This window comes from [Mycoplasma] gypis (assembly GCF_016924775.1).
Classification (GTDB): Bacteria; Bacillota_I; Bacilli_A; order Mycoplasmatales; family Metamycoplasmataceae; genus Metamycoplasma; species Metamycoplasma gypis.
This window is the reverse complement of record NZ_JAFFTD010000001.1, coordinates 337,754-350,652: the sequence shown is the minus strand read 5'-3', so window position 1 is coordinate 350,652 and position 12,899 is coordinate 337,754. Positions and strand designations below refer to the sequence as shown.

Annotated in this window: 11 protein-coding genes and 1 other RNA gene; 7 read left to right on the top strand and 5 right to left on the bottom strand. The window is 27.4% G+C overall.

From position 1 onward, the window contains the following. Positions 1-9: 9 nt before the first annotated feature. From secG to JV175_RS01520, 5 genes are all read left to right on the top strand, one after another. A complete protein-coding gene (secG, locus tag JV175_RS01540; RefSeq protein ID WP_205498629.1) occupies positions 10-246 on the top strand; it encodes a preprotein translocase subunit SecG in 237 nt (78 codons plus the stop codon). Beyond that, the gene (gene rnr, locus JV175_RS01535; RefSeq protein WP_205498627.1) at positions 246-2,387 is read left to right on the top strand and encodes a ribonuclease R; all 2,142 of its coding nucleotides are present in this window, start codon (positions 246-248) and stop codon (positions 2,385-2,387) included. Before secG ends, rnr begins: the two co-directional genes overlap by 1 nt. Beyond that, positions 2,387-2,824, top strand: coding sequence for an SsrA-binding protein SmpB (smpB, locus tag JV175_RS01530; RefSeq protein ID WP_205498625.1), 438 nt, complete (start codon positions 2,387-2,389; stop codon positions 2,822-2,824). The genes rnr and smpB overlap by 1 nt, the downstream gene beginning before the upstream one ends. A gap of 64 nt (positions 2,825-2,888) precedes the next feature. Continuing rightward, positions 2,889-3,275: a transfer-messenger RNA gene (gene ssrA / locus JV175_RS01525) on the top strand. Positions 3,276-3,348: 73 nt separating this feature from the next. After that, positions 3,349-4,455, top strand: a complete 1,107-nt coding sequence (locus tag JV175_RS01520; RefSeq protein WP_205498623.1) for a restriction endonuclease subunit S — start codon at positions 3,349-3,351, stop codon at positions 4,453-4,455. Between the two features lie 33 nt (positions 4,456-4,488). On the opposite strand, the gene JV175_RS01515 is transcribed toward JV175_RS01520, so the two are convergent. Next, on the bottom strand, positions 4,489-5,223 hold the full coding sequence (locus JV175_RS01515) for a nitroreductase family protein (protein ID WP_205498621.1): 735 nt from the start codon (positions 5,221-5,223) through the stop codon (positions 4,489-4,491). 573 nt (positions 5,224-5,796) lie between these two features. On the opposite strand from JV175_RS01515, the gene rpsB reads away from it, so the two are divergent. Further along, positions 5,797-6,645: a 30S ribosomal protein S2 gene (rpsB, locus tag JV175_RS01510; RefSeq protein WP_205498619.1), complete on the top strand. Its 849-nt coding sequence runs from the start codon at positions 5,797-5,799 to the stop codon at positions 6,643-6,645. Further along, positions 6,645-7,538, top strand: coding sequence for a translation elongation factor Ts (gene tsf, locus JV175_RS01505; RefSeq protein ID WP_205498617.1), 894 nt, complete (start codon positions 6,645-6,647; stop codon positions 7,536-7,538). Before rpsB ends, tsf begins: the two co-directional genes overlap by 1 nt. Positions 7,539-8,263: 725 nt before the next feature. Here the strand turns inward: tsf and JV175_RS01500 are convergent. Genes JV175_RS01500 through JV175_RS01485 form a run of 4 tightly spaced genes read right to left on the bottom strand, consistent with a single transcriptional unit; the run spans position 8,264 to position 12,793 of the window. After that, positions 8,264-9,544, bottom strand: coding sequence for a hypothetical protein (locus JV175_RS01500; protein ID WP_205498615.1), 1,281 nt, complete (start codon positions 9,542-9,544; stop codon positions 8,264-8,266). A gap of 1 nt (position 9,545) precedes the next feature. After that, positions 9,546-9,950 carry a cytidine deaminase gene (locus tag JV175_RS01495; protein WP_205498613.1) on the bottom strand — a complete coding sequence of 135 codons (405 nt, stop codon included), beginning with the start codon at positions 9,948-9,950 and terminating at the stop codon, positions 9,546-9,548. A 21-nt stretch (positions 9,951-9,971) separates the two neighbouring features. Next, a complete protein-coding gene (locus JV175_RS01490) occupies positions 9,972-11,399 on the bottom strand; it encodes a cryptochrome/photolyase family protein (RefSeq protein ID WP_205498611.1) in 1,428 nt (475 codons plus the stop codon). Next, positions 11,399-12,793: an aldehyde dehydrogenase family protein gene (locus tag JV175_RS01485; RefSeq protein WP_205498609.1), complete on the bottom strand. Its 1,395-nt coding sequence runs from the start codon at positions 12,791-12,793 to the stop codon at positions 11,399-11,401. The genes JV175_RS01490 and JV175_RS01485 overlap by 1 nt, the downstream gene beginning before the upstream one ends. Between the last annotated feature and the right edge of the window lie 106 nt (positions 12,794-12,899).

The window sequence follows — 12,899 nt, the reverse complement described above, 5'->3', positions numbered from 1 at the left end:
GAGGCCTAAATGGTTACAGCGTTATTAGTTGTTATTTCAATTATTAGTGTTATCATTATCGTTATTTCATTCTTAATGTCTCCTGATTCAAATGGATTTAGTGGGGCATTAGTCGGTAGTGGTGATTTAGACTTGTTCAAAGTCTCAAAAGAAAGAGGTTTTAAAAAATTTTTAAAATACTCAATGATGATTAGTGGATTTGCTCTGTTAATTATTGCGATTGTTCTTAGAGTGGTGTTACACTAATGAAAAAAATTCCATCATTTAATTTAAAAGCAAAAGATATTGTTGATGTTTTAAAAAAAGCTCCACAACCACTGGAATTTATTGAAATTGCTAAAGCTTTAAAAGTTGCTCGTGAATATAATACAGAACTTTCTAAACTGATTTTTAGTTGTGAAAACATGCATCATATCGAAAAAAATCGTGAAGGAAAATATTTTGCTCTACAACTTGTCGAAAGCGGTTTTTATTCAATCTCTTTAACAAATAAACGTCTTGGTTTTATTGATTTTAGTGAAACTCAAAGTGCTTTATTATTACCATTTCAACTAAATAATGTTCTTGATAAAGATATAGTTCATGCTGATATTTATAGCTACGAGCAGGATAATAAAACCCTTTATCGCGCGTTCATTAATTACGTTCGTGAACACACCAAAAAAAATATTGTTGGAAAATTCGTTAAAGGGATTAATGTTGCTCATTACTTTTTTGAAGGCTTTGACGAAAAAGATCGCGCAAAATATTTTTTACGTGCTCTTGCTAATGATTTTGAATACAAAACTGATGAATTAGTTGTAGCAAAAGTTTTAAGTCCAAAAGCTAATGGTTCAAAAGTTGATGTTGAATTTGAAAAATACTTAGGAAAAATTGATAATCCTCGTGTTATTGAACAAAAAATCATTTCCCAAAACAACATCGACATTGAATTTGCTGCAGAAACTTTAATTTCTTCAAAAGCTCTTCCCCAAAGTGTTCAACCTCAAGATTTCGAAGGTCGAAAGGACTTACGTTCATTATTTACTACCACAATTGACGGTGATGACACTAAAGACTACGATGATGCTATTAGTTGTCAAAAAAATCCAGATGGAACTTATAAATTATGAGTTCACATCGCTGATGTTAGTTATTATGTAAAAGAAAATGACGACATTGATAAAGAAGCTTTACAACGTGGGACATCAATTTATCTTCCTGATCGTGTTATTCCAATGCTTCCTTTTGAACTTTCAAATGGAATCTGTTCACTAAATCCAAATGAAGAACGTTGCGCTATGACACTCGAATTATTTTTAGATTCCCAAGGACATAATATTTCTTATGAAGTTTATCCATCAATTATTAAAAGTAATTACCGTCTAACTTACTCAAAAGTAAATGAATATTATCAATCAAAACACTCATTTGACACTGAAACCGAACAATTTTTAGACATCGCTAACGAAATTTCACAACTAATAAGAGCTAATAAAAATGCTGAAGGTTATGTTGATTTTGAAATTGAAGAATCTAAAGTAATCATGGAAGGCGATAAAGTTGTTGATATCGTCATTAAAAAATCTGGACAATCAGAAATGATGATTGAAGATTTTATGGTGCGTGCCAACGAAACAATTGCTACCATGATGCGTGATAAGAAAATCCCTTCAATTTACCGTATTCACGACAAACCCGATGCTGAAAAAATCTTTAACCTTCAACAGGTTCTAAACTTCTTAAACATTAATGCTAATTTAAAACAAGAACCGACTTCTCGTGATTTTGCCAATGTAATTGATAAAATTAAAGCTCAAAATCACTTTGATGATTTTGTTAAATCACACCTTTTACGCTCACTACAAAAAGCTAAATACTCTGAAGTTAATATCGGTCACTTCGGACTAGCAAGTGATTGTTATTCACACTTTACCAGTCCAATTCGTCGTTATCCCGACTTACTTTTACACCGTTTAATCCGCAATTTTGTTTTTACAAACCAAAAATTAACTGACGAACAAAATGCTGCTCTTGAAGCAAAAATTAACGAAATTTCAGCACTTAATTCAGAATCCGAAACAATTGCTATGACAATTGAACGTGACGTCGTTGATCTAAAAAAAGCTGAATTTTTTGAACAATTTGTTGGTAAAAAATTTAAAGTACGAATGATCAGTTGTGAAAAATTTGGAATCTTTTTTGAATTGTCACAATACAAAACTTCAATTCTTTTAAGATTTGAAGATATTAGTCGTGAAATTGTTAGTCAAATTTCAAGTCTTGAAGCTAAAGGAACAACCCTTTCATTTAAATCAGATAATGAATATGAAATTGTTATTGCTTCAGTTGATACTCAAAAGGGACAAATTAATGCTTTATTGCCAGAAGATTGAATGGCGAAATAATGAAATTAATCATTACTAATAAATTCCCCCGTTATGAGTATGAAATTCTTGAAAAATATGAGTGTGGTATTTCACTTCTAGGTTGAGAAGTAAAATCATTACGCGCTAAAAATGCTAACTTAAATAACTCATTTTGTTCAATCAAAAATGATGAAATTATCTTAAATAATTTATATATTTCACAATACATGAATGTTACTGGCGACTATAGTCGTTCACGTAAACTGCTTTTACATAAAAATGAAATTTATAAAATCATGTCTAAAAAAGAACGTTTATCATTACAACTTATCCCTACTCAAATTTATTGAAAAGATAATTACATTAAAGTTGAAATTGCACTAGCAAAACACTTAAAAGTTCACGATAAACGTCAAAAAATGATTAAAGAAGAAAATGATAAAAAACTTCAAAAAATTTTAAAAAACTATCAATAACTAAAAACTAGCATTGTCGCTAGTTTTTTTAAAAAAATGTTGTTATAATTTTATTATAAAAAATGGGGGTGTAATGGCTTCGACAGGCAAGAGCAGCTCCAAAGTGCAGTGGTGTGGCAGACCATAATTGCTTCTAGGCTTTCAATGACCGGAAAAACTAGTGAAGAAAAAGACATGGAAGTTTCAACATTCATGTTAAATCGTCAATCAAACCTATTATTTGCTTAATTAACGCAGAATAGTCAGTTTTGGTATGTCCGATACCAAAAACTGTTGTCAGGACTCGGATAAAATAAATGCGGTATTTATTTTATTGACTTACCCAACCGTCGCTGTAAGGATTTTTTGTTTATTTATAGTTTTTATGGCGTATTTTTTAAATAAACTAAACTGTAGTACTTAAGAGTAAGTTTTTGCGTGGACCGGGGTTCAATTCCCCGCATCTCCACCATTTTTTTATTTTCTAGGACTTTTTAGCAAAACCAATGCAATATTTTTTATAATTGTAGATTATAGGAGTAGGGATGAATAGTAAACCAGAAATAAGATTTAATAATGCTAAATATAAGATAATAAAAGGGCAAATCAAAGATTTTTGTAGAGTACAAAATGGAAAAAGCAATACTCAAGACGCTGATTACTTTGGTGACTATCCCTTTTTTATAAGATCTTCAAAGGTTTTAAAAAGTAAAAAATTCTTATTTAATGAAGAAGCGGTTATTACTATTGGTGATGGTGAAATTGGTAAGGTTTTCCATTATATAAATGGAAAATTTGACATACATCAACGATGCTACAAAATAACCAATTTTAATAAAATATTAGGAATTTATTTTTACTATTTATTTAGTAAAAACTTTTATTATGAAATTAAAAATAAATCTGCGAAGGTAACAGTAGATTCTATTAGAATAGATATGATCAAAGACATGAAAATAATGTTTTTAGAAGACAAAACTGAGCAACAAAAAATTGGTTCACTATTCCAAAATATTGACATTTTACTGAAAAATACTGAAAAAAAGATTGAGAAAATGGATTCACTAAAGAATTGTTTACTACAAAAAATGTTTCCTGAAAATAATAAAAAAATACCCGAAATAAGATTTATAGGATATTCAAATACTTTTAGAAATATAAAACTTAAGTTTATTTCAGATATATTTACAGGAAAATTAAATGCAAGTAATCGTTCTTTATTTGGAAAATATAATTTTTATACAAGTGGAACTGAAGTATATAAAACTAACAAATATTCTTTCACTAATGCTTCTATTACTGTTGCTGGTAATGGGGCAAATGTTGGATATTTGCATAAAACACAAGGTTTTTTTGATGCTTATCAAAGAACTTATGTTATTACAAATTTCAAAGAAAACATAAATTTTATCTATTATTACATGCAAACTTTTTTCATCAGATATATTTCAAACAAAATAAAAAAAGGAAATATACCATTTATAGTTATTGGTATGCTTTCAGAATTTATAATTAATTTGCCATTATCGGAAGAGCAACAAAAAATTGGTTCATTCTTTCAAAAACTTGATAGACTGATTCAACTTTATAAACTTAAACAACAAAAGCAAGAAACAATCAAAAAAGCTTTGCTTGAAAAAATGTTTATTTAAAAAAAGCAACAAAATAATAATGTTGCTTTTTTGTTATTTATTTTTTAATTCTAATTCTCAAATTTGTTCAATTAAATCAGTATTCATACGATAGTTAGAAGCTGATCTTATCATTGCTTCATAGTATGAGTAAGCTTTTTTGTCTGGCGCTAGTTTCATGAAGTGATTTTCTAATTTTGTTGAGTATTGTGTAGCTTCTTTATCTAATAAATTAATATCATATCTATTTTCGAAGATTCTGTTTAGTTTGGGTTTTGTGTGAATTTCTTCATCTGGGTAACCAATTGCTAAACCAATCACTGGGTAAGCTTGACCTTCAATGTTTAATTCTTTGATTAGTTCAGGAACCATTGTTCTAACTAAACCTAAAAAACAAGTTCCAAGTCCATTACTAATTGCCATATCTTGAAGCATTGTTGCTTGAATAAAACAATCTCCAGCAGCTACTAAAAATCCTTCTGAACTATGTGAATTGTATTCAACATCTGGGAATTGTTTTTTAGCTAGATTCATTCTGTTGAAATCAGCAACAAAAACAACAAACATTTTTGCAGTTTTAACCGCTTTTGCAAAGCGGTTTGAGTTTCCAATTCTTTCTAATAATTCTTTATCAGTAACAATAATTGCACTTGATGAAAATCAGTTACTTGATGTTGGTGCATAAAATATTGCATCATATAGTTTTTGTTTTAATTCAGCAGGAATTTCTTTATCGCTAAATTGACGCACTGAAGCACGGTTTAATACTGATTCATGTAATTTATCCATATTTTCTCCTTTAATTACTTATTTGTATTTTACTAAATTTATTGTCTTTACTAAGCTTAATTAATATTGCAAAACATATTTTTAAAATAACTTAATATTAGATTTTTGATACTCGGTTTTTAAAAAAAATAAATATTAGTTACTCGTTAGGTTGATGAAAGTTTTTTTTGAAAATTTTTACTTATATACACAACCTTGTAAATTTGGAAAAAATCAAAAAAGCGCTTAAAATTTACCCATTTTTTAATTTTTTCATTCTTATTTTACACTTGTTTTTAAAAATATCAACATGTATTTTTTTATTAATGCCCAAAATTTTAAAAAAATAGAGTTTTTGGTATCTACAATTTATAAAAATTTTTTATTTTAGGTTTTTTGGACGAAAGTAACCTAAAATATAATCAAAAAAAATGTGAGTTTATGGTAGAATTTTTATGTACTATTTATGTTTAAATAGTACTGAAATTTATTAATATTAACCAAGCACCAAAACGGATTGCGATGGCTGTGTCGTATATGATTCCATCGTTTAGAAATTTTGGGAAGACTAACAAAACAAAAAGGAAAAAATTTATGGAAAACAAAAACGTTGAACAAAAAGTTCAAAACGAAGCAAAAACACAAGAAATTGTTTCAAGAAATAAATTATTAGAAGCAGGAACATACTTTGGACACCGTGCAAGTGCATGAAACCCAAAAATGAAACCTTATCTATACCAAAAAAGACAAGGAATTCACGTTATTGACATTGCTAAAACTCAAAAATCATTAGAATACGCATACAAAATGATTCAAAGAGCAGCATCAAAAGGTGCACAATTTATCTTTGTCGGAACTAAAAAACAAGCTAAACAAGCTGTTGAAGAACAAGCTAAAAGAGTTAACTCACCATACGTATCAGAACGTTGATTAGGGGGAACACTAACAAACTCAGATACAATCTTTAGAAGTGTTAACTTATTAGGTGAATTAGAAGCTAAACAAGCTGAAGGATACAAAGGTTACACCAAAAAAGAAGGTTTAAACTTTGATAAAAGAATTGCTAAACTTCAAAGAAACCTAAATGGTATCCGTAACATGAAAAAAATGCCAAATGTTATGATCGTTGCTTCTCCTTTAGCAGACGAAATTGCAATTAAAGAAGCTAAGAAAAAAGGTGTTAAAGTATTTGCTATTTTAGACTCAAATGCTGATCCAGATGTAGTAGATTTCGGAATTCCAGCAAACGATGACTCAGTTAAATCAATTACTTTAATTTTAACAATCCTAGCTGATGCTATTGCAACAGGACGTGGACAAAAAGCATTATTTGCATACCAACCAGATGAAGCTATCGTTTTACCTGAAGATGCTAAAAAAGAAAATGCTGACCAACCAAGAAGATTTGTAAAGAGAAATCCAGAAGAAAAAAGAGGAGAATAATGGCTGCTGATACAAAATTAATTAAAGAATTACGTGAACGTACAAATTCAGGTTTTCTAGACTGTAAAAAAGCTCTAGAAGAAACAAACAATGACATTGAAAAAGCAATCGAATGGCTACAAGATAAAGGGGTAGCAAAAGCTGCTAAAAAATCAGGTAGAATCGCTGCTGAAGGAATTGTTAAAGCCGTTAAAAACGACAAATATGCTGTTTTATTTGAATTAAACTCAGAAACAGACTTCGTTGCTAAAAACGAATTATTCCAAACATTAGTTAAAGATATCGAAAATGCATTATTAACAAATGAATTTTCAACATTAGAAGATGTTTTAGAACTAAAAATTGGTTCAGAAACAATCGCTCAAAGAGTTACAGATGCTACTGCAAAAATCGGAGAAAAAATTACTCTACGTCGTGTAGTTAAAGTTACTCCAGCTGAAGGTGAAGTTGTTGCTACATATACTCACGCAAACAACCGTATCGCAAGTGCTGTTTTAGTAAAAGGAAGCAACGCTGATGTTGCAAGAAATGTTGCAATGCATGTTGCTGCTTTAAACCCAGCTTATGATTCACCTGAACAATTACCTGCTGAAACAAAAGCACAAATCGAAGCTGATGCTTTAGAATCAGTTAAATCAAATCCAAAATGAGACAAATTACCTGAAAAAGTAAGACAAGATATGTTAAGTGGAAAAATGCGTAAAGCATACGACGAACACAATATCTTACTATTCCAAGCATTTGTTATGGAAGATTCAAAAACAGTTGCTAAATACTTAGAAGAACACCAACTTTCATTAGTTGAATCATTCAGAATTGAAGTTGGAGAGGGTATTGAAGTTAAAACAGTTGATTTTGCAGCAGAAGTTGCAGAACAAATGAAAAACGCTTAATAAGTTTTAAAAACATAACCAAATGGTTATGTTTTTTTGTTGCTTTATTGATAACAAAAACATAAAAAGTCATAAAAAAACATTTTTACAAATTTTATTTTTTTATTTGCTAACCCTTAGGTAAGGAGAAAGAGTTGATAAAAATTTGGAAGTGTGAAAACTAAGTGGGTTGACTAAAGTAGTTGCAAAAATAAAAGAAATCAAAAATTGTATCTTATAATTGTAAAAATATAATGACCTGTGATCATAACGGTATTTTAAGAAAAATATAAAGTTAACGAATGTTATATATATCAATGATATTAGATACTATTCAAAATCATGTCTATCTTTGGATGAATTTGATAATTATTCAAAAGCAATCGTTGTTTATAAGTTATCTTTTTTACAATGATTTATACTTAGTCATTGATTCTATTAAAGAAGTTAATTTTAATGATAAGAATTTTATAATTCATTCTGATTACAATTTTGTAAATAGAGTTATTATCTAATTTAAAAATTAATTTATTAACTCTTCAAAAATTAGATGAAACAATTTATGATTTTATTAATTATTATAATAAAGAAAAAATACAGTCAAATTTAAAATAAAAAACACCTGCATAATATGTGCAGATGTATTTTTTTTATAAACTTTTTGTGTCCTAGTTTAAAGTAAGAATTTTTTAGCGGTTAAATTATTTTTTATTGAAAAAATGTATTTTATATTGAACTTAGCTTTATTAATTTTTTTGTAGTAAAGATTTTTGATATTCAACAAAATGTTTAGCTTGTTCTTTATCAACAACTAAATAAATACCTTGGTTTTGCGGAATATTAATAAGAACATTAGGTGAAATATTCGGAAGTTTTTCAACATTTACATAACTTACAAAAAATGCATCTTGAGTTTTAAAATCATTGTTTTCAAAATTGTAATGATTAGAAAAAACTAATAAAATTTCTTGGGTATTTTGGTTAATTATTAAATTTGGTATTTGATGTGCAAGATAAATTACTGAATGTGTACTGAAATCAACATTTTTAAAAATTGAAGATATTCCAATTTCACTGCTTTTTTCGTTTTCATCTTGAAAATCATCATCAATTAATTCATTTGTATTAAAGATTAATGAGTCACTAAAAGCATCACTTACAACATAATCATTTTCAACAATTTTTGCTTGAGAATTTTCACCGATGAAGTTAAAGAAATTATATGTTGAGATATTTTGAGCAACAACAGTTTGATTAATTTCAAATTCTTTTTTAAATAAACCATGATCAGTTTCGAAGCTCAAAATTCATTTCCCATTTTCATTTTTTAGATAATCATCAAAAATATCAATTACTTGATTATTAAAGAAAAATACATTTTTATTTTGTTCTTCTTTTGATCCATATTTAAAGTTTTTTAATGATAAATTATTGATAAATTCAATATCAAAATCACTAATATTTTTTAGTAATTTGTAAATATCTTGACTTGATGATTTTAGAATATCAACGGGATTTTTTATAATTTTTTCGTAATCCATTATTGCTTTTTGAAAACTTTGTGATAGATCATCATTTGAAGCAATGAAACTTTTCATTTCTTGTTGATTGATGTATAAACCAAAGTATCTAAAAATTCCTAGTGTTTCAAAGTTTTCAAATAGGATTAAATTAATAAAATTAGCCACACTTTCATTCAATTGTTTAATTATTTGTTCAGAAACAAATTTTTCAGGATGTTCTTTTCATTGTCTTTCTACTATTTTAGAAACCGATTCAAGTTGTTTGTTTAGGTATTCTTTTTGTTTTGTGTTAATTATTTTGCTATTTTGAACCAAATTATTTGTGTCTTCAATTCATTTTGTGACTTTGTCTTTTTCGTTTGTTGGTTGTTCTGGTTGATTTGTTGAATTGCTATTTTTATTATTTTTATCGCAAGAAGCTGCTATCGCTGGAAAACTAAAAGAAATAGCGCCGATTAATAATGCACTTAGTAAAAATGAAAATTTTTTGTTTGATTTTTTCATATTACCCAACTTTTATTGATGTTGGTCAAAGTCCATATGGTATTAATTCTTTAAGTTTGTGTTCATTAACGATTTTAGCATCATTTGAATAGCAATATACTTTTGAGTCAGGTTGCATAAATTGGCACATTACTTGAATGCATCCTGCACACGGATAAATTGGTTCTTCAGAAGTTGCGATGATATGAATTTCTTTAAATGTTCCAACTTCTGCTCCGTGAACAACACTTGAAAACAAAGCGCTTCTTTCAGCACAAAGACCTGATGGATAAGCAATATTTTCACAGTTTACTCCGTAAAATTCTCTACCTTGAGAATCAATAGCTAATGCTGAAACTTTAAATTTTGAATATGGTGCATATGAAAAATTTAAATTATCCTTTAATTTTTTAATATTTACTTTCATAACTTAATTTTAACAACTTATTTATTTTTTAATGTAACTTTTAAATAAGTTAATTATTTTCTCCTTTTGTTTTGTATGATCCACAATTAATTCACAGTAATCTTTTTCAAGTGCGAAGTCATTGGTATTGATTTTATATTTTTTATTTTTGTTATAAATATCGTGAATAACTTTTTTATCTAATTTTTCTAAACAAGGCAATCACTTTTTAATGTAGATTGCTTCAGGATCTAATTTAAGAGATTGGAGATGAGGGTTAAAAACTCGAAAGTATGGACAAGCATCAGTACCTACTGAAGTAGATCACTGTCAAGAGCCAATATTTGAAGAACTATCATAATCAATTAATGTTTTTCGAAAATATTGTTCACCCATTCTTCAATCAATTCCCAAGTCTTTTACTAAAAAGCTTGCAACAATCATTCTTAAACGATTATGTAATCTTCCTGTTTCTTGCAATTCATGCATTGCTGCGTCAATAAGCGGAAATCCGGTTTTACCATCAATTCATTTTTGAAAAATTTCGTAATCCTTGTTTCAAGGAATTTCTTGAAACATTTTATTTATTTCTAGTTTATGCTGGTCCGGATGATAATAATGAATCATGTTATAAAAGTCTCTTCAACATAATTCTTGGAAGAACTTTTCTTTATCTAAATTTGGTACATCACTTCTTTTAATGCTTCAAAAAACATCACGAATACTTAATTGTCCTGTTGCTAGAAAAGGACTAAGTTCACTTGTTTTTTCGCTAATTAAGTCTCTTTTTAAATGGTAATTATGAAGATTATTTTTAATAAAATAATTCAGTCTATCATAAGCAAGTTTTTGTCCACATTCTTGACTAAAATCTTTGTCAATTTTGTTAAAAAAATGATTTTTTATTATTTGAGTTTCATTGATAAAATCATTTTTTAAAAATAAACTTTTAAATTCAATAACATCAGTTTCAAGAGGTTCTCTTTTCGATTCTTGACTTCATTTTTTAAAATAAGGCGAAAAAACAACATAGTTAGTATCTGAATTTGATTTTATTTGTGTAACTTTTGTTAAGTGTTTATCAATTAATCGAACAAATTTTATATTGTTTTCGGTTAAAAAGTCATTGACTCTTAAATCCCGAAAAAGACCATAGCCTCTTTCTGTAGCATTACAATAAACTTTGTTGATTTGAAATTTATTTATTAAAGTTTTAAAACATTCTACAGGATTTAAATGAGAAAAATAAATTTGTGTATTTAATTTTGAAATTACTTCGTTGTCAAAAACTTTTAAAGCACTTAAGAAATAGTTGGTTGAATGTGTTGAAAAATTAATTAGAGCATCATCAAAGTTAAAAACAATTAATAAATTATTATTTTCAGCTTGGGTATCAATTAATGATTTAATTAAAGCGGTATTATCGCGAAACCGAAAATCATTTCTTAACCAAAAAATATTGGTTTTCATTATTTAACAAACCTTTTTATGAATTTTCATTTCTTTTCATTATAAGGAGCAAATCTTGAAGAAAAATCATGTTTGGCTTTTGTGTTAGCAAATGAACGAATGTAGCTAAAAGCGTAATAACTTGCTTTATAACGGTATCTTCCATGACCGCTTTCTTTAATGCCACCAAAAGGAAGTTTCAAATTTGAAACTTGAATTAAACAATCATTAAATGTTAATGAACCGGAATTTGTTTTTTGTATATATTCATTCATAACATTTTTATTGTTGCTAAATACATAACTTGCTAATGCGTCATCATTAAATTTTGTAGTGTATTCAAGAGCTTGTTTATAATCATTAACTTTAAAAATATTAAAAATATTGCAAAATGTTTCGTAATTTATTGCATTTTGATGTTTTTCATTATTGATATCTAACTCTAAAAATTCTGGAATAATTGCTAAATTATTATTTTTTTGTGTTTTTATTTCAAAATTTAAGTTATTTTTAAAGAAAGCTTGGATATTTTTAAGTTGTTGTTCATCAATAATTTGTCCAAATTGAGTATTGCTTTTGATATTTGGGAATTGTATTGAAAGTTGTTTTTTGAGTTCATCTAAAAATTTATCATAAATATCTTTATGAACAAAAAAATGATTTGGTGATACACAAGTTTGTCCTGAATTATACATTTTTGCTCAAATAATTCTTCTTGCTGCAAGTTTAATATTAACATTTTTATCAACAAAGACAGGACAAGGACTTCCTAATTCCATTATTGTTTGAATTCCTAGTTTTGCTGCTTTTTGATCAATTATTTTTCCAACACGACTTGATCCGGTGAAAAAAATTAAATCAGGTTTTGAATCAATTTCTGTATTAATTTCTTCGACACTTGCGTTGTGAGTTAATGTTAAACATAAATCTTTTAGCAGGGTGTTGTTAATAATTTCGTCAGTAACCTTGGCGACGTTAGGAGTTTTATCACTGATTTTAATTAATGCTTTATTTCCGGCGGCAATTGCACCAACTAAAGGTATAAAAGCAAGATTAAATGGATAGTTAAAAGGTGAAATTATAAAAATAACTCCTAAAGGAATGAATTTTCAAAAATATTGATTTTTAACCAAAAATTGACTTTTATATTGTAAAGAACCAGTCACATTATGATTTTTTGTTGCTCATTTTAATCTTTTTATTAATAAATTAATTTCTTTAATAGTGATTTGAATTTCAGATAAATAACTTTCGATATTAGATTTATTTAAATCTTTTTTTAATGCTTCGATAATTTTTTCTTCGTTTTCGATTAAATATTTTTTTAAATTTAAAAGAACTTTTTTACGTCCTTCATATGTTTGTAAAATATCGTTTTTATTATCACGAAGAATTTGAATTTTAGTATTTTTCATTATGTTTTAATTTTAGCACCAAAGCAAGTTATCAACCTTTAGAAAATATATTAGATTTATATACTTAGATATTATTACGAAGTATTGTAAAATATATAAGCTAGAA